This window comes from Lysinibacillus sp. DFXJR4, assembly GCF_057196045.1.
In genome coordinates, this window is the sequence record NZ_JBXUNW010000012.1 from 49826 (window position 1) to 66866 (window position 17041).

19 protein-coding genes and 1 pseudogene are annotated in these 17041 nt (G+C 36.2%); 7 read left to right on the forward strand and 13 right to left on the reverse strand.

The features are described 5' to 3' along the window. Nucleotides 1–264: 264 nt before the first annotated feature. The 3 genes from panF to AC2CGN_RS18990 form a co-directional block, all read right to left on the reverse strand. Nucleotides 265–1710: a sodium/pantothenate symporter gene (panF, locus tag AC2CGN_RS18980; RefSeq protein ID WP_484515565.1), complete on the reverse strand. Its 1446-nt coding sequence runs from the start codon at nt 1708–1710 to the stop codon at nt 265–267. Continuing rightward, complete coding sequence (locus AC2CGN_RS18985; RefSeq protein ID WP_286926823.1) at nt 1710–1973, reverse strand: YhdT family protein; 264 nt, start codon at nt 1971–1973, stop codon at nt 1710–1712. Before AC2CGN_RS18985 ends, panF begins: the two co-directional genes overlap by 1 nt. Before the next feature lie 113 nt (nt 1974–2086). Continuing rightward, nucleotides 2087–2716 carry a type 1 glutamine amidotransferase family protein gene (locus AC2CGN_RS18990; protein WP_484515567.1) on the reverse strand — a complete coding sequence of 210 codons (630 nt, stop codon included), beginning with the start codon at nt 2714–2716 and terminating at the stop codon, nt 2087–2089. A 259-nt stretch (nt 2717–2975) separates the two neighbouring features. Here AC2CGN_RS18990 and AC2CGN_RS18995 point away from each other — a divergent pair, with 259 nt between their 5' ends. Further along, nucleotides 2976–3353, forward strand: coding sequence for a VOC family protein (locus tag AC2CGN_RS18995; protein WP_484515569.1), 378 nt, complete (start codon nt 2976–2978; stop codon nt 3351–3353). Nucleotides 3354–3425: 72 nt separating this feature from the next. On the opposite strand, the gene AC2CGN_RS19000 is transcribed toward AC2CGN_RS18995, so the two are convergent. Continuing rightward, nucleotides 3426–5120 carry a methyl-accepting chemotaxis protein gene (locus AC2CGN_RS19000; RefSeq protein WP_484515571.1) on the reverse strand — a complete coding sequence of 565 codons (1695 nt, stop codon included), beginning with the start codon at nt 5118–5120 and terminating at the stop codon, nt 3426–3428. A 545-nt stretch (nt 5121–5665) separates the two neighbouring features. Here AC2CGN_RS19000 and AC2CGN_RS19005 point away from each other — a divergent pair. Beyond that, a complete protein-coding gene (locus AC2CGN_RS19005; protein ID WP_429981939.1) occupies nt 5666–6217 on the forward strand; it encodes a sigma-70 family RNA polymerase sigma factor in 552 nt (183 codons plus the stop codon). Then, nucleotides 6214–6792, forward strand: a complete 579-nt coding sequence (locus tag AC2CGN_RS19010; RefSeq protein WP_429981940.1) for a hypothetical protein — start codon at nt 6214–6216, stop codon at nt 6790–6792. The genes AC2CGN_RS19005 and AC2CGN_RS19010 overlap by 4 nt, the downstream gene beginning before the upstream one ends. Nucleotides 6793–6858: 66 nt before the next feature. Here AC2CGN_RS19010 and AC2CGN_RS19015 read toward each other — a convergent pair whose 3' ends face one another. Next, a complete protein-coding gene (locus AC2CGN_RS19015) occupies nt 6859–7677 on the reverse strand; it encodes an alpha/beta fold hydrolase (protein ID WP_484515574.1) in 819 nt (272 codons plus the stop codon). Nucleotides 7678–7892: 215 nt separating this feature from the next. After that, a complete protein-coding gene (locus AC2CGN_RS19020; protein WP_484515576.1) occupies nt 7893–8873 on the reverse strand; it encodes a diaminopimelate dehydrogenase in 981 nt (326 codons plus the stop codon). Between the two features lie 282 nt (nt 8874–9155). Between AC2CGN_RS19020 and AC2CGN_RS19025 the strand changes: the two genes are divergently transcribed. Next, complete coding sequence (locus tag AC2CGN_RS19025; RefSeq protein ID WP_429979948.1) at nt 9156–9479, forward strand: hypothetical protein; 324 nt, start codon at nt 9156–9158, stop codon at nt 9477–9479. Nucleotides 9480–9657: 178 nt separating this feature from the next. Here the strand turns inward: AC2CGN_RS19025 and yeiL are convergent, their stop codons facing one another. After that, complete coding sequence (gene yeiL, locus AC2CGN_RS19030; RefSeq protein ID WP_429979949.1) at nt 9658–10320, reverse strand: transcriptional regulator YeiL; 663 nt, start codon at nt 10318–10320, stop codon at nt 9658–9660. A 95-nt stretch (nt 10321–10415) separates the two neighbouring features. Between yeiL and AC2CGN_RS19035 the strand changes: the two genes are divergently transcribed. Continuing rightward, on the forward strand, nt 10416–11567 hold the full coding sequence (locus AC2CGN_RS19035; RefSeq protein WP_484515578.1) for an MFS transporter: 1152 nt from the start codon (nt 10416–10418) through the stop codon (nt 11565–11567). A gap of 54 nt (nt 11568–11621) precedes the next feature. Here AC2CGN_RS19035 and AC2CGN_RS19040 read toward each other — a convergent pair whose 3' ends face one another. Beyond that, on the reverse strand, nt 11622–12797 hold the full coding sequence (locus tag AC2CGN_RS19040; RefSeq protein ID WP_484515654.1) for an oxalate decarboxylase family bicupin: 1176 nt from the start codon (nt 12795–12797) through the stop codon (nt 11622–11624). A gap of 190 nt (nt 12798–12987) precedes the next feature. Here AC2CGN_RS19040 and AC2CGN_RS19045 point away from each other — a divergent pair, with 190 nt between their 5' ends. Next, on the forward strand, nt 12988–13557 hold the full coding sequence (locus tag AC2CGN_RS19045; RefSeq protein WP_286924940.1) for a GNAT family N-acetyltransferase: 570 nt from the start codon (nt 12988–12990) through the stop codon (nt 13555–13557). A 129-nt stretch (nt 13558–13686) separates the two neighbouring features. Here AC2CGN_RS19045 and AC2CGN_RS19050 read toward each other — a convergent pair whose 3' ends face one another. The 5 genes and pseudogenes from AC2CGN_RS19050 to AC2CGN_RS19070 all read right to left on the reverse strand — a co-directional run. Beyond that, a complete protein-coding gene (locus AC2CGN_RS19050) occupies nt 13687–13956 on the reverse strand; it encodes a GNAT family N-acetyltransferase (protein WP_286924941.1) in 270 nt (89 codons plus the stop codon). 15 nt (nt 13957–13971) lie between these two features. Then, nucleotides 13972–14178, reverse strand: a complete 207-nt coding sequence (locus AC2CGN_RS19055) for a (4Fe-4S)-binding protein (RefSeq protein WP_286924942.1) — start codon at nt 14176–14178, stop codon at nt 13972–13974. Between the two features lie 292 nt (nt 14179–14470). Then, nucleotides 14471–15217 (reverse strand): alpha/beta hydrolase, encoded by a 747-nt coding sequence (locus AC2CGN_RS19060; protein ID WP_484515581.1) that lies wholly within the window; start codon nt 15215–15217, stop codon nt 14471–14473. A gap of 87 nt (nt 15218–15304) precedes the next feature. Beyond that, nucleotides 15305–15724 (reverse strand): DUF981 family protein, encoded by a 420-nt coding sequence (locus tag AC2CGN_RS19065; protein ID WP_484515583.1) that lies wholly within the window; start codon nt 15722–15724, stop codon nt 15305–15307. Nucleotides 15725–15746: 22 nt separating this feature from the next. Then, nucleotides 15747–15986 (reverse strand): annotated as a pseudogene (locus AC2CGN_RS19070) (LysR family transcriptional regulator); the annotation flags it as partial. 206 nt (nt 15987–16192) lie between these two features. Between AC2CGN_RS19070 and AC2CGN_RS19075 the strand changes: the two are divergent. Then, complete coding sequence (locus AC2CGN_RS19075) at nt 16193–16939, forward strand: SDR family NAD(P)-dependent oxidoreductase (protein ID WP_484515585.1); 747 nt, start codon at nt 16193–16195, stop codon at nt 16937–16939. Nucleotides 16940–17041 lie beyond the last annotated feature (102 nt).

Sequence of the window (17041 nt, forward strand, 5' to 3'; positions counted from 1 at the left end):
CATGATGTTTTTTGTGCGAAAGCGTAGTGCTAACGTAGCGGCAGCAACATGATGTTTTTTGTGCGAAAGCGTAGTGCTAACGTAGCGGCAGCAACATGATGTTGGTCACTCAGTTGTCTGTTGTTGTTGTTGCTGTCGCTTCACTTTCGCACAGATAAAACCGTGTTGCTGTCGCTTCGCTTTCGCACAGATAAACAGTGTTGCTGTCGATTCACTTATTCTCATAAAAGTGCTTTCGATACAACAAACATTTGCTGAAAGAAGTTAAATAAATAACTTATCTTCCTTAAATTTATGATTTGTTAATAAACTTACAATTACAAAGATGAATAAAGAAGCGACAATTGGGATAGTCACAGTATGCATTCCGAAGACAGACGGGTAAAAACGATCAATAATAATATATAAAATCATGCCTGAAAACATTGACGCAATAGCACCGTACTTATTAGCCTTCTTCCAATATAGTCCTAATACAACGGTCCAAATAAAGACCGCTTCAAGTCCACCAAAGGCAAATAAATTCAACCACACTAATAAATCTGGTGGATTCAACGCAAAAACGATAACTGCTAAACCGATAACAGTCGTGACAATAAAGCTGGCCCGCTTAATTTCTGTATCATTGGCTGTCGGTTTTATATAATTTAGGTAAATATCCTTCACAACAGTGGAGCTTACAAGCATCAATAAAGCGTTGACCGTTGACATTGTGGCTGCCATTGGTGCAGCTAAGACCACACCTGCTAAAAATGGCGGTAAAACCTTTAAGGTCAGTAGCGGCATTACCTTGTCCCCAATCTCAATTCCTGGTAAAACCGGGCGTGCTAGAACACCAATTAAATGCATTCCAAACATGATTGTCCCAATGGCAATAGTGCCAATGATAATGGCTAAATGCATGCTTTTTGAATCCTTATAGCTCATGGCACGAACTGCGATTTGTGGAAGCCCAACAACGCCAACACCAATTAAAATCCAAAATGTAGAAACATATAATGGCGTTAATTCTCCGTCCGCACCAAATGGAGAGACGAAATTTGGATTTTCCACAACAAGTGATGCCATAATTCGATCGATCCCTCCACCAGCAACAATTGTCCCAATTAATAATATAATCGTTCCAATAACCATAATAGAGCCCTGCACCGTATCTGTTAATGCAACAGCACGAAAACCACCGATGATGACATACACTAAAACGGAAATGGCAAAAATAAAGAGTGCTGCTGTATAGTTTAAGCCTGTTAATGATTCTATAAGACGTGCACCACCTACCCATTGTGCCATCATAGCAGAAAATAAAAAGACAATAATACTAATTGCTGATAAGATGACAATTACATGACTTTTATAGCGCTCTCGTAAAAAATCAATTAATGTAATGGCATGATAACGTCTTGCAAGAATGGCAAATTTCTTCCCTAAAATCATTAGCACAAAATAGCCGGCAGGAAGTTGTGCCATTGCTAGCAATACCCAACCTAGACCTTTCGTGTAAGCAACGCCTGGACCACCAATAAAACTACTTGCACTACCATACGTTGCTATCATGGTCATCGCTAAGAGAAAACCGCCCATTTCACGACCACCCAGAAAGTACTCCTGCAAAAATGAATTGGAGGAACGTACATGCTTATTAGCCCAGACGCCAATGCCAAAGATAATAACTAAAAATAATAGCAGTGGAAAAATAACTTGCCAATGCATTATCGATCCACCTCCTCATCCTCAAATGGTACCTCTTTGAAGAAGAGTTTCATCACAAGCCAAATGAGAAGTATCATAAAGCCTGTCCCTGCGATACAGCTATAGAAAAACCATGCAGGAAAACCGAAAACATACGTATAGGTTGTCGGATCACCAGAACCTAGACCATAGGCAAAGCCAAACCAAATGGCAAAGTTGATAATGACAAGCACGACACCAATAAGCGCCTCGCGATGCGCAATTTTAAAGCGTTGATCTTTCAAAATAAAGTCCCCCTAACCTACTCTATTTTACTGATATATATCCATTATGGGAACCTTTGTGAAAAAATAATTGCTGGCAAGACAGCGATCATCGCTTTTATTCCTTCCATTTGCTATTCAATAGAATTCATTAAATCAAAAAAGTATTTTGGTTCTTGTGTCTGATACAGCTTAAACCATGCATGTAATGTTTCGGGTGCAAATACATCCAGCAATTTCAATACATGTATGGAAAATTCCAAAGGAGCTATTCCTGATGCAGTAATTAAATTACCATCAGTTACGGCTGGTTTTATTTCATAATATTTTTCTCCACTATAATTAGGACAAACCATTTTTAAATATTCTAGATGATTGCTAGTGTGTCTTCTAGAGTCCAATAACCCCTCATTTGCCAGTCTCACTGTTGCACCACAAATTGCAGCAACAACAATTCCTTCCTTTAAAAATGTAGATACCTTTTTCAGGATGGGGTCATGTATCGATTCCATCCAAGTATTTCCTCCTGGAAGTACAAAAACATCTGAATTTTTTAAAATACACTCATCAATAGAAACGCTTGGTATTATTTTCAATCCTCCCATTGTCGTAACAGCATTTTTATCAATGCCTACTGTAATCACCCCTAAAGGTACTAGTTCCTTTTTAAAATACCTTCCTGAATTTAGTTCAGCAATTAAATAGCCTACCTCCCAGTCTGACATTGTATCAAATACATACAAATATACGTTTGCGTTCATCATAGACACTTCCTTTTGTAATTAATATCCCAATTATAAAAAAACATTACTGACATCCGCTGTCAGTAATGTTTTCAGTTGGTTCATATAGAACAATGAGAAAAAATTTTTTACGTCGTGCTTTACATCGTATTTCCAACTTTATACAGCAAACCTCTCAATTAATGGTACACAATACAAAAAAATGAACTGCGCAAGTTAGACTTTCCAATTAAAATTCAGTAGAATGATGACAAAATAAAGATTTACGAGGGGGTTGAATATGCATATTTCACATATTGATCATTTAGTTCTGACAGTTAAAAATATTAATGAAACATGTACATTTTATACAGAAGTATTAGGTATGAATACCGTTACATTTGGAGAAGGAAGAAAGGCACTTAGTTTCGGGCAACAAAAAATAAACTTACACGAGGTAGGCAAAGAGTTTGAACCTAAAGCTACAAAAGCTACTTCTGGTAGTGCTGATTTATGTTTGATTACTGATTTTCCTTTATCTGAAGTGGTAAACCATTTAAATAAGTTAGGTGTTTTAATTGAAGAAGGGCCCATTAAAAGAACAGGAGCAGTTGGCTCCATAACATCTGTTTATATTCGGGATCCAGATGGAAATCTAATCGAAGTTTCTAACTACTAGGATCTAGTAATAAAAAAGCCACCTAACCCTCAATAAAATTTAGAGGTGTTAGGTGGTTTCACAATTTAACTTTTAATAATTAAATTTCTTTAATAAGCCCTGAAGCTCATCTGCCTGCTGAGCCATCTCCTTTGCCGAAGAAGCCATTTGTTCTATGGAGGCTAGTTGCTCCTTAGCAGTGACTGTTACATGCTCTGAACTATCCGTTGCTCTACTAGCAATACGAGCCATTTCTTCTGAGGAAGCTGTTACTTCTTCTATACTCGCTGACATTTGCTCAGTCACCGCTGAAATGTCATGAAGCTGTGTACTTACTCCTCCTATGGACTGCATAATTTTTTGGAATGCCTCTTTTGTTTCATCAACAACTTCCATTCCGGCAGCAGTTTCCTTCGTATTACTCGAAATAGCCGTAATCACGTTGGTAGTATCGTGTTGAATCGAAAGTATAAGAGCCGCAATTTGATCTGCTGATTGCTTCGATTGCTCAGCTAATTTTCGTACCTCATCTGCTACTACAGCAAAGCCCTTTCCTTGTTCCCCTGCACGTGCTGCCTCAATTGCAGCGTTTAAGGCAAGTAAGTTCGTTTGATCGGCAATGCTTGTTATCACATCAACAATATTGCCTATTTGCTGGGATTGTTCACCTAATATCCGTACCTGTTTCTCTACATGATCAGATGAATCATTAATAATTGTCATTTGCGACATCACGCGATTTAAGGAATCATTTCCCTGTGCTGCCTCTTGTCCCATTACATCAGCAGCATCTGACACAGTTGAAGCAGTTTCAGCCACTTGCTGAATACCAATCGCCATTTCCTGCATGGCTGTTAAGCTCTCCGCTGTTGTATGTAATGTCGTTTTAGAGCCTTGAGTTAAATCTTGTAGGGTTGAGGCTAGTGCTCTTGTCATTTCTGCTGATTGCTCTGACTGAGACGTTAAGGTATCAGAGGATAAATCAACCTGTTGAGATGTTTGGGCAATTTGTTGCATTAAGCTCTTTAAACTCGTCAGCATTTTATTAAAGGATTGTGCAAGCTCGCCTGCTTCATCCCTTGAATTAATTTGTAGCTGTTTTGTAAGGTCCCCTTCTCCTTCTGCTATATCTCGAAGTTGACGATTCATTTCCTGAAGTGGTCTTACAAATGCTCTTGTGAAAAGGAAGCTACCTAAAGTTGCAATAGCGGCTCCAATAAACATGACAATAAACAGCTTGCCAATAAATGCGAAAATAATCTGTTGAACCTCATCTATCGTTTCACCCACAAACCACATCCCAATAATATCGCCATTTGCATCTTTTATAGGCGCATAAAGTGTTAAATATTTTGTTCCAACAACATCCGCTTCACCTATAAATGTATTGCCTTTCTTCATTACCTCTTCAATAACTTTAGGATCAGCATCCTTGCCAACTAAGCGGTCTCCATTGAGCTGTAAATTAGTAATCAGCCCTTTTGTACCTTGAAAAATCGTTACACCACCTTCGATGCTTTCTCCTACTTCATCCACAAAATTCACTTGGTCAACCATTTTCGTATTACCTTTATAAAGCTCTCCATCTTTAATTGCCCAGTCACCTTTGAATCGTTCTTCAAGCAACAGATAACCAACCTTTGAAAGATGCGTTATACTTTGCTCGAAATTATTGCGCATAATATCCTTGACTTGCACATAGGAAACAACACCAATGATAATGCTTAAACATATAATGACTACCACTAGAAGCAAATTAAATTTTGTATTAATTTTAAATGTACGCAAAATCTCTCTCTCCTTTCTCAAATAGCTTGTAGGAATAATATGTATAAAATGTAAATCACGTTAATTAAACATGATTCTAATAATAGTTTCAATACATTATCAATAAATTAATATATTTTACATATATAAACTGTTTTTTATTGAAAGATAAAATATAATAAGGCACGTTAACTATGAAAAAATCTAGTAACACTAAAGATTTAATTGAATAATTTTTGGTTGTACAATTGGTGTAATTGCTTTCGGATACTATAGTAAGAAAAAAACTGATCATATAAAGATATGAATAATAGAACTATATTAGAAGCATGATTACTATAAAAAAAGTCTTGTAAATCTCTATTATTTAACAATAACCCCAAATACTTTAAAGTATTTGGGGTTATCCGCATTATGACAAACTGCAAAGCATTTTTATTTTTCACAACCTCCTCTTAATAGCACGACACAAAACTAGATAAATCCAAAGAAAAGTTTCCATTTTTGCGCGAGTGTTCCACAAAATTTTCGTTATAGTATGTATAACGATTATAAGGAGTGACAAAATGAATGATTTTATCCAGCGTCTTCAGCGGCATGATGAAAAAGCATTGAAATATGTCGTTGAACACTATTTGGGATTTGTAAAGGCAATTACGCTTAAAATTTTAGAAAAACCATCTGATTATATGCTGGTTGAGGAATGTGTGAATGATGTATTCCTCCTTATTTGGCAAAAAAGTAATTATTTTATTGGGGAGGAAGCGGATTTTAAAAGATGGATAGGGATGATTACTAAATATAAAGCAATTGATCTATACAGAAAACAGCAAAAGCAACTGGCAACGCTACCGATGGAAAATATTCCTCCCCTTATCGCACCAGATAATATTGAACAACAGCTAGATAAATTGTATGCGAAAGAACAATTACTTCTTGAAATCATGCATCTGCCTGATTTAGATAGAGATTTATTTTTAATGAGGTATTATCTTGAATATACAAATAACGAGATAGCAGAAATACTACATATTTCAAAATCTGCTGTGGAAAATCGCTTATATAGAGGAAAAAAAAAGCTTGCTAAAAATCCTAAATTACAGGAGTGTTGGACATGAGTAAAGAAAAAAACTTTCTAATGTTGGATATAGATGATATAACACCGGTAGAGGTCTCGAAAAATGAAAAGCAAAAGGTTATAAAAACCATCTTACAGAAGCAATTCTTACGAAAGAAGAAAATCCGTAAATGGACCATTGCATCCATTCTTGCCATCGGAATTTGTTCTGCTAGCTTAGTAAATTTTCCATCTATGGCCTCCATATTGCCAATTAAGGATGTAACTTTATCTGAAAAACTCTTTTCAAAACAGCATGAATTTATTTTTAATCGTATTTCAATTTCACAAAATACAGCGACCATTTACTTTAGCTGTAATTTAGACTTTGCTACAGAATTCATAACTTTAGACATAGTTGATAATTTTGAAAATCATTATTATGACACATCTGAAACATTGACGAATAAAATAACTGATAATTCCTCAAATGGTAAAGTAATTTTAAATCATTTTGAGGCGAATGCATCCTCCATTTTCATCACACCAATCGTTCATACGATGGATAAAGAAGGAAATGTCACGAAAGAAAGATTGGAGACAATAGAAATTAAAATAGATTCTAATGAGAAATGAAATATAGAAAAGAAACCTGTGAATTTATTGAGCACTTAAGTCAATAAATTCATAGGTTTCTATTTTTTATTCAGTAAATTCCACTACTCTATCCAACCATTCATCAATAAGGCTATTGAACAAATTAGCTTGTTCAATTTGCAAGTTATGACCAGCCTTATCTAAAATCGTAAAGCTTGCTCTAGGGAATTTTTCAATAATATCAAATGCATCCTTATATCCAACCATAGAATCCTGTTTACCTAGTAAAAATAAGCAAGGTTTTTCAAATGACGTTTCATCAACAGGAAAGGAAAAGCTATAGTTTTGCAGTACTTTTTCTAAAAAGTTCACGTCAGCTTTTTCTTGTCCTGCTACTACCTCATTCATGTATCGGTTACAATGATGTTCATCTAAAACAACTAGATGTGAGCTATAATCTTCTAGCTCCTGCTTCGTCAATGTGGATATAAATTCTTTATCAGACAGGATAATCCTTTGCTCTGGTACTGTTCTTTTTTGCTTTTCTGGAATAATTAACGGACAAATAAATGCAGCCCCTAAAATTTCTTCTTCATTATCCCTCATAATTCCTCGAACTAAATAACCACCATAGGATTCCCCTACTAAAAGATAGGGTTCATTTGGTATTAGGGAATGGATTACCTCTATTACAGCCTCTAGCATCTCATCTGAATTAAAAATTTCTTCATAGTCTGTCGTCTCTCCCATTCCTGGAAGGTCAATATAGATTCGTTTCCAGCCTTCCCTTTCGATAAAAATGGGCTCCATACACCCCTTCATTAATCTATGATCTGGCGAATATCCATGAAGCATAACGATTGGTATTCCCTCTCCAATCATTTCATAGTAAATATTAGCCTTACTAACGTGGCAAAATGGCATAGTTGCTCCTCCAAAAAATATTGTTTTCACTAATATATCATCTATACCCAATTTTTCAAAAAAACGTTAGACTTAGGAGAGATTCTAACCATCAGTTTTGTAGTTCTATCCATCACTTTGGCTTTTCTCTTCATCAGTTCATTGATCCTATCCACCACTTTCATTTTACAGTAAAAAACCTCGATTATCGGTAGGGAGATAATCGAGGGGAAAAATTATAATAGCCCTTTACGTAATTCAGCAGCTGATTTAGGTGATAACAGCCCGAATGGAATGTCGAATACTGTTTTCGCACCTTTGTCCCCAGCTTGGCTTAAACGATAGGCTGCACGGGCGTAGGCTACTAGAACACTTGATGTGAAGTTTGGATTACTTTCAAGTTTTAATGAGAATTCAAGAATTTGTTTATCATTAGCGCCACTTTCACCGCTGCGGATGACAAAACCACCGTGTGGCATACCAGTATGGTTTGCTTTAAATTCTTCTTCAGAAATGAAATTTACAGTTGTATTATATTCGTCGAAATAGTTTGGCATAGTCACAATTTCTTGTTCAATTTTTGCTGCATCCGCACCTTCCTCAAGGACAACCCAGCATTCACGGGCATGTTTTTCACGTGTTGTCAGCTCAGGATTTTCACCGTTACGAACGCGCTCTACAGCATCTTTAATTGGTAATGTATATTGTACAGCATTTTTTACACCTTCGATACGACGTACAGCATCTGAATGCCCTTGGCTTAAGCCATCTCCCCAAAATGTATATGTTGTACCTACAGGAAGTACAGCCTCACCAAGTACACGATTTAATGAGAATAAACCTGGATCCCAACCAACTGAAATGGCTGAAACTTTACCAGATTTTTGTGCTGCTGCATCCACTGCTTCAAAAAACTCAGGAATTTTCGCATGTGTATCAAAGCTATCAATTGTATTAAACCATTGTGCAAAGTGTGGACCTTGCTCTGGTAAATCTGTTGCAGAGCCTCCACATAAAATCATTACATCAATGTCATTTTGGAATTTTTCAGCATCATCCACTACATACACTTTGGCATTACTTGCAACGTTTACTGTTGAAGGGTCACGGCGTGTGAATACTGCTACTAATTCCATATCTGGATTTTGTGAAATAGCGTATTCTACCCCGCGTCCTAAATTTCCATATCCTACAATACCTACTCGAATTGCACTCATCAAAATTCCTCCTTACGATTACGTGACTATGTGAAAACCTTCACGTTAAATCTACTTACAATAATACTTTGTGTTAGAAAAATTCACAATAGTTTGAGTTCTGTTTTTTATCGGGAATTTATATCGGTTTTCTATGATTTTTATCAGTCAACGGCATGAATACGGTTACAAATTACTATTTTATATACTATCCTTTAAGTTTTCGTTAAAGCCTTGTAAATAAAGACTTTTTAAACCCGATATCTTGTACAATAAAATTAACGACAAAAGGGGGCATGATGAATGAAAAGTAATTTTTACTCACCAAGTACACCATGTGAACAAGGAGCATTACTTGCTTGTCCATTCCAAAATGCACAGAAATCTGGAAAAGCGTATGATACTACATTTTCAACTTCCACTGAGGTAAAGCACAAGCCATTTTCACCCAACATGCATTTTTGTACAGGAATAATTCCTTTTGACGTTACAGAAAAAACCCTCAATATGACCCCTCAAATTCAAAGAATCAATGAAATTAGCCTTTATTGTAGCGGCAAGGAAATTGCTCGCTGGTTGGTTAAAAAAAGTGAATATAATAAGCTTGAGTTTGACTTCTTTTTATGAAGTCTGTTAATTTCGTTTTCAGATCTGAGCTGATAAAATCTAATGAATCCCCTATATTTCTCAGCACTTTACTATTAAAAAGTTTCCATCTCAATGGCAGCATTATCGCCAAGGCTAAATTGTACATAGAAAAAATTTAATTATTTTTATATAGTATTTACTGATCTATTAGCTCTAGTTACTGAACTTCCTGTGCCAATCGTTGAAGACGGTCTTCATCAATAATGTAATAACCATTCTTTTTCTTTTCCAAAATCTTTTCATCACAAAATTGTGCCAAGACATATAATAGGTGCCGATAGGAAACCCCCAAATATTCACTGATTTCTGTATGCCTTTCTTTATAAATACCTTGATCTGCGGATAACTGAATAAAGGCAGCTAAACGATTTTCGAATGGATATGCCAAATTTTGTGTATATTTAGCTGTCATGTTTGTCGCCTTCTCTCCTAAAAACACGCAGAGTCTTCGTAAAAAGAGTGCATCAGCCAGGAGTTTTTCTTTACATGCCTGTGTAATAGAAAAGCAAATGGTTTCTGTTACCGTTTGGATTCCTTTCGTATATCTTGCTTCATTTAGCAGCTCGATTTCCCCCATAAAACGTGGTGCCTCTAAATATTCAATAAGTGAAACCTTACCATTTTTATGGGTCATATATAGCTTTGCTTTCCCTTCCACCATGTAATAAAGCGTATCTGGAAAAGATCCTTCTTTAAAAATCCATTCCCCTTTGTCAAATTGACATACTTCAAGATAAGGGTAAATATCAAATGAAAAGAAATCATGAATCGGGTATTTTTCTAGATAATGTAAGCGTTTTTTAGCTGTCAGTATATGCATTTTTTATTCTCTCCTAAAAAATATGAGATATCTCACATTATTGTACCGACGAACGTGCTATTATTCAACGTAGTTAATGGAGGTACGGTAAATTTATGAATAATCAACGATGGCTTTCTCAGAATTTCTTTGCATTTTTTATTACTTGGGGTATTTTCTTGCCTTATTGGACAGGCTGGCTCGTAGATGTCAAGCATCTAACTGTCTCACAGGCTAGTGTTGTGATGGGCTGTGGTCTTTTAGCTCGAGCTACTTCAAATTTGTTTTTCTTTCCAACCCTTGCTAAGTATGTGCACAATAAAAGACTTATTACAATTCTTGCGACTGGCGCACTTATAACAACTTTCCTTTACTTACCAAGCACAAGCTTTAATTTGCTTTTAATTGTTACTATTTTATTTAGTATTTTTTACCCAGCTCTTCTACCTGCCGTTGAAAGTAGTGCCGCTACATTAGTCCAGCACGGAAATGTTCACTATGGTAAAAGTCGTTCATATGGATCTTTTGGCTTTGTTATTGCGGTGTTAATTATTAGTATGCTGACAGGTGTATTTGGCAAGGATGTTATTTTTTGGAGTATGGTTCTTGGTCTTATCGGTATGCTGTTGATGCAGCAGCTAGCAACACCAAAAGAATTGCTTATGGTACCAACAAAAGAACAACGAGCAAAATCGCTGTCGATGAAAACACTATGGACTATTAAAGGCTTCCCTATTGTTTTATTCATCGTCATCCTATTACAAGGTGCACATGCTTCATATTATAGCTACGGTTATATATATTTGGGTGATTTACATGTCGATCCATTTTATATGGGGATGATTATAAACATAGCGGTTATTTGTGAAATCCTTTACTTTATGAAGGCAGATACATTATTTACAAAATGGCGCTCATCCTCTTTATTGCTTTTAGCAGCAAGTGGCTCCTCCTTACGTTGGTTACTTATTTATCTTTTCCCTAATGTTTGGGTATTCATCGCGTCACAAACCTTGCATGCAATGTCATTTGCCCTTGCGCATTTTGCCTTTATTGGCTATTTGACTAAAACATTACCGAAGGAACAAATTCCAAATGCACAAGGACTTTATTCTGCCCTAGCAATGGGATTAAGTACTGCCATTCTTACATTTTTAGGCGGTTATTTATACGAGATTTCCCCTGGTCTATCCTTTGGAGCGATGCTGATTTGTACGGTCCCGGCTATTGCTATTGTGCTTGCGACACGAAATAAATATCAATACTAAAAACAAGCAGGTGTGAAAGAGAATTTATCTTTCTTCACCTGCTTTTCGATAGATTTACCTCGGAAAATAGGAAAATCCAGGATATTTTACAACTGGCCATTTTTCCTTTCTCAATACCTTAAGGAACTCCGAGCCAACTTGTAAATTGCTTTGCACTAGCTCAGACGGAGTTAACGCCATCCATTGATTTAACGACACATCCTGGAAACGATTGCTTTTAAACATTTCAAGGAACCATAATGTTTCTGTTCCAGTATTCTCAATATAATGACCGTTAGCAAATGGCACATAACCGACGTCCCCCGCACGGTAATCAAATGTTCTGGCCGCACCATTAGCGGCAAACACTGTCATACGCCCCTTTCCTTGTAGGTAATATTGCCATTCATCATTATTCGGGTGCCAATGTAATTCTCGCATTCCACCAGGCTCAATTTCTACAAGCGCTGCCGCTATATTTTGGGAAATTGGAAAGTTAGAGGAATCTACAATTCTAACACTGCCACCTGGTGTTTTAATAGGGGTTTGTGCAAGTAGACGATGTTTAAAACTTTGAGGAACTTCACCATATGGAGATTCGACCTTTTGAGTGTCGATAGGTCCTGGCACTTTATCTTGATAAATATAGACTTGTTCATTTGGAATATGTTTAAAGGCGCTAATCGGAACACCAAAATTGGCTGACAGCACCTCTTTAGGTGTATGCGCAAACCAATCAGATATTGAAAATGTATTGAGATCTGAAAAATTACCATCATCAAATACTAGAAGAAATTCACAGCCGCCCTCAAGCCCCTGTATGGAATGAGGAATTCCAGGTGGAAAATACCATAAATCTCCCGGCCCCACATCGGCAATGAAATTTCTGCCATCTTGATCGACTGCTGTAATACGGGCATGACCTAGAAGCATATAGGACCATTCTGCTTGTTGATGCCAATGCAGCTCACGTACCCCACCAGGTGTCAAACTCATATTAACCCCTGCCAATGTCTTAGCAATTGGCAAATCACGCACAGTAATTTCTCGTGACCATCCGCCTTTATTTAAGGTCATATGTGTATCAGAAAAAGAGAATCTTAGATTTGGAATAAGTCCAGCATCTGTTTTTGGAGGGACAAGCATATCGGGATTTTCCAGGTCCCTCATAATGTCTCTTGGCCCTTTATCCACCCCTCCAGCTCCATCCTTTCGAATAGGCTGTGGAACATAAAAATAGCCCTCTGGCATATTCTCCAATTATTCACCTCTTCATAAAGAAATCGTTATTTAAAAATGTATGGGTTCTTTATCTAGATTATTCTTTTTTCTAAGCAAACGCTCAGGAAATTTCAATTTGCAATTTGACAATATTAACAAATATAGTTATTTTAAGTATGCATCTTTTTCTGTGTGAAATTGTACAAAGGAGAATTGAAGGATGAATAACGAAATTAAAAATCAGACTATTTTCAAGAATTTATTAATCGAAACCGAAAGACTCATTATTAGACCTTATCAATTGGAAGACACTAAAGATTTGTTTAATATAATATCGGAGCCAAATTTTTATGATTATATTCCTGAAACCCCACCTTCCCTAAAAGAAGTCGGGGAAATAATACAATGGTCTATGGATTGCAATAATAAAAATACCCTAGAGAAAATTTATAAATTAAATCTTGGTATTATTTTGAAAGAATCAAATTGCTTTATTGGTTTTTGTGGTCTTGGTCCCTATGATTTAGATTCTACAAAAATTGAAATCTATTATGGTCTCAATAAAGATTTTAGAGGAAGAGGGCTTACTACTGAAGCGGCAAAAGCCTTATTAGATTATGGTTTTTCTACCTTAAGATTAGATGAAATAGTGACGACGGTATTTCCCCAAAATACTCCTTCGGTAAGGATTTTAGAGAAAATTGGGATGACTAAACAATATTCCATAACAACTCCGCCTAAAGAACATCTAGATTTTAAAGGAATGGATTATTATACAATCTCGAAATAGAGATCTAAAAATATCACACCCCTGAATAGAGGTGTGATATTTTTTATTATCAAGGAACTCAATTTTTCATAGTTCTTCAGATGGTCAAATGCTTGTCCTTTGTATTTACTTTTCCGATGTTATGGATGGCTATCCTAATAATTCTTGATATTCAGGATGTTTTTCAAACTCAGCTTTTGCAAAAGGACATAATGGGATGACTTGTAATTTTTCCTTTTTGGCATATTCAACTGCTGCCTTAACTAATTGCTGACCTACATTTTGGCCTCTTAAATGTTCTGCAACATGTGTATGATCTAAAATGATTCGATTTTCTCCTACACGAACAAAATGAACCTCGGCTTCACTATTTTCTTCGTTTCCGATATAAAATGACTGAGTACCCTGTTTAATTTCCATTGCAGTAATGCTCCTTTAAATTTTATATTTTAATGCACCACTTGGGCATCTATTAATTACTTCTACCACATTTTTTACATCTGCATGATCTAGTGAAATCCATGGTTTCGCTTTAACATTGAACACCTCTGGCAATCCTTTAACACATTCAGCCGCATGTTGACAAATGTCTCCATCAAAATAAACTGTAATTTTTTCACCTCTATACTCTTTAAAACCCATATATTTCACTCCTTCTCTTTTCTACTAAACTTATTTGCTAGTTCCATAGATTCCATCCCTAAAATTTGATGCTCTATGATGGGATTATGCCTTATTTATATCAATTCGGCAAATGTTTTTTGTTTCGAAATCATAGCGGCAGCTACAATTGCACTGGGACTTAATTGATCTTAATTTCGAAATAATTATCTCAAATTAAAATATCTCTAATTCGAGATAATAGTATCATGAATATTATTGGTAGTCAATACCTCTTAACGCTATGTTCTTTCACTTTTTATCGAAATTTCGATTATAGAAAATCCATTATTTCCTTAATGATTTCATCTTGCTCCCGACCTAATGTCATTAAATGTTTGGAGTTTTCAAAGCCCCTTTTGATCTTTTTAGTAGAATGCACACGCTGATAGATGACTTCAGCACTGTGCGCGTATAGGTCCTCGTCCTTTTCGCCGTAGAAAATAGCGATGGGAATCGTGATTTTATTAAGTTGTTGCATCGTTTCTTTAATAAAATGCTGAAATGCGATCAAAGAGTCCAATGGCATGTCGTTAAACGGCTCTATTTCATTTGAAATTTCAGACGCTGATTTACCCTCAATATTTTTATATTTATAGGCATAGTCAATGATTCTTTGTTTTAACTGTGCTGGCTCCTTATCAATCGGTACCGATAAAATAATGATTCGCTCTAGCTTTTCTAATTGTGCAAGCCTCAATGTGAAAATACCACCAATGGATAAACCGATAATGGAAATTTTTTGATAGCCTTCATTCCACAAAAAATGATGGGCCTTCATCACATCTTGCCACCAATCATCAACATTGTACTGTAATAACTGCTCTGGAACATGACCATGACCACGGTATAGCGGTACATAACATGTATAGCCCTTTTCATGTAGCTTCGTAGCAACTTTCTTCATATCTCTTGTATGACTTGTGAAGGAATGTAAAAGCAATATCGCATGTCCATTTCCTTTAAGGTATATCTCTTTTGCTGGTAGAATAGTAAGCACAAAATCAGAACCTTTCTTCATGTTAATAATAATAATAGAAGGTAGCCTCATTTATGGCTACCTTCTTGTTATTTATATCATAATCACAGGACGGACTCCACTGAATCTTTATTGGGTATTGATAATTAATCCAATATGAGTGAAATAATTTAAAGCGCCGAATAAAGTGAAAAGTATACCTGTAATTGTCCAAAAAGCACCCATTATTTTCACCACAAATGATTCTCGATTCGCTAATGAGAATGGTAATAAAATAGCTCCTATACCAGTAAGTGCGTATAGACCTGAGATAAATGAAGCTTCCAGCATTGGGTAGTCTGCAAAGCGTCCTGAAATCGGTTCCTCAGGTGGTGCTGCAAAGAGTTGGAAATAGACACCTGCAATCGCAATAGAAATTAATGCAAGTCCCATTACTGCTGCGAAATAAGAAACTGGACGCGCCATTTCCACAATTTGATTTAGAATAACTTTTAAATCCACTGTGATATCTTTTGTTGTTTGGTCATTTTTCAGTAATCGGTTTGCCATGCGCCAAAGGATAATTGCCCTGCTAGTAACATGACCCCAAATGCAACAATTTTGGTAAGAGCTTAGAATTCATTACATTAATCGCTATACTATCTTCTTGAATATTAGCCAGTTCTTGAATTTCTGTTTTTGCCTCTTGCAAATCATCTAGAGCATTTTTAGCCATCTTATAAAAAATACGCCCATAATCATTTAAACGAATAGATTTCCCTTTTCGATCAAAGAGCGGCACCTCAATATCATCTTCTAAACGCGCTATCGTTTTGCTTAATGAGGTGAGATATCTCTAAATCCAAGGCTGCTTTCGACATATGTTCCAAGTCTATTTGTGTAATTTGCATTTTTCTCACCTTCTCACGCTTATTACTATAAAGAAGCTCATTCTTACAAAAGTATTGAATACGTTTTTTATGCGAAGCTATACTACGCATGTAAACAACAAATTTATACACATGAGGAGATAAAATTATGAGCATAAAAGATTTTGAAGGTCGAGTTATTTTAATTACTGGAGCAGCTACTGGTATTGGTCGTGCTACAGCGCTTGCTTTTGCACGCCGCGGTGCGAAAGTAGCAATAGGTGATGTTGATGAGCGTGCTGCGCTCATTCAACAGGATGGTGGAGAAGCTGCATTTTTTAAAACAGATGTAACTAGCTCTGAGCAATTGAAATCACTTGTCCAAAAAACTGTAGAAACATTTGGTGGGTTACATCATGCTTTCAACAATGCAGGGGTTTTAAATACACCAGCAAAATTTGTTGATATTGAAGAAGATGCATTTGATAAAGTGATGGCAGTTGACGTAAAAGGCGTATTCTTCGCTGTGAAACATGAGCTTGAATACATGATTGCTAACGGTGGCGGTACAATTGTAAATACAGCATCAGTTGCTGGTTTAATTGCTGATCCAAATATGGCTCCATACGTTACAGCAAAACATGCCGTCACTGGTTTAACAAAAGCAGCCGCAATTGACCATGCCCAAGATGGTATCCGAGTAAACGCTGTGGCACCTGGTTTAACAGAAACACCTATGACTCAAATGTGGAAAGACAATCCAGCAGTATGGGAAGAAGTTGTTTCTAACGTTCCTATGCATCGCTCTGCGAAACCAGAAGAAATCGCTGAAGTAGTAGTATTCCTTTCTTCAGACGCTGCAAGCTTCTGTAATGGTTATATTTATGCTGTAGATGGCGGTCAAGTTGCCCACTAGTAACGGGAATAATCATTAAGTCAAAAAATGATCAGGCTCAAAATTATTTGAGTACCTGATCATTTTTCCTTGGTTCATGACATGATTAGCTTATCGTATGGT

Excerpts from the sequence above, each read along its gene's own strand:
- panF (WP_484515565.1), bottom strand. The coding sequence starts at position 1,710 with ATGCATTGGCAAGTTATTTTTCCACTGCTATTATTTTTAGTTATTATC.
- AC2CGN_RS18990 (WP_484515567.1), bottom strand. The coding sequence starts at position 2,716 with ATGATGAACGCAAACGTATATTTGTATGTATTTGATACAATGTCAGAC.
- AC2CGN_RS18995 (WP_484515569.1), top strand. The coding sequence starts at position 2,976 with ATGCATATTTCACATATTGATCATTTAGTTCTGACAGTTAAAAATATT.
- AC2CGN_RS19005 (WP_429981939.1), top strand. The coding sequence starts at position 5,666 with ATGAATGATTTTATCCAGCGTCTTCAGCGGCATGATGAAAAAGCATTG.
- AC2CGN_RS19010 (WP_429981940.1), top strand. The coding sequence starts at position 6,214 with ATGAGTAAAGAAAAAAACTTTCTAATGTTGGATATAGATGATATAACA.
- AC2CGN_RS19015 (WP_484515574.1), bottom strand. The coding sequence starts at position 7,677 with ATGCCATTTTGCCACGTTAGTAAGGCTAATATTTACTATGAAATGATT.
- AC2CGN_RS19020 (WP_484515576.1), bottom strand. The coding sequence starts at position 8,873 with ATGAGTGCAATTCGAGTAGGTATTGTAGGATATGGAAATTTAGGACGC.
- AC2CGN_RS19025 (WP_429979948.1), top strand. The coding sequence starts at position 9,156 with ATGAAAAGTAATTTTTACTCACCAAGTACACCATGTGAACAAGGAGCA.
- yeiL (WP_429979949.1), bottom strand. The coding sequence starts at position 10,320 with ATGCATATACTGACAGCTAAAAAACGCTTACATTATCTAGAAAAATAC.
- AC2CGN_RS19035 (WP_484515578.1), top strand. The coding sequence starts at position 10,416 with ATGAATAATCAACGATGGCTTTCTCAGAATTTCTTTGCATTTTTTATT.
- AC2CGN_RS19040 (WP_484515654.1), bottom strand. The coding sequence starts at position 12,797 with ATGCCAGAGGGCTATTTTTATGTTCCACAGCCTATTCGAAAGGATGGA.
- AC2CGN_RS19045 (WP_286924940.1), top strand. The coding sequence starts at position 12,988 with ATGAATAACGAAATTAAAAATCAGACTATTTTCAAGAATTTATTAATC.
- AC2CGN_RS19050 (WP_286924941.1), bottom strand. The coding sequence starts at position 13,956 with ATGGAAATTAAACAGGGTACTCAGTCATTTTATATCGGAAACGAAGAA.
- AC2CGN_RS19055 (WP_286924942.1), bottom strand. The coding sequence starts at position 14,178 with ATGGGTTTTAAAGAGTATAGAGGTGAAAAAATTACAGTTTATTTTGAT.
- AC2CGN_RS19060 (WP_484515581.1), bottom strand. The coding sequence starts at position 15,217 with ATGAAGAAAGGTTCTGATTTTGTGCTTACTATTCTACCAGCAAAAGAG.
- AC2CGN_RS19065 (WP_484515583.1), bottom strand. The coding sequence starts at position 15,724 with ATGGCAAACCGATTACTGAAAAATGACCAAACAACAAAAGATATCACA.
- AC2CGN_RS19075 (WP_484515585.1), top strand. The coding sequence starts at position 16,193 with ATGAGCATAAAAGATTTTGAAGGTCGAGTTATTTTAATTACTGGAGCA.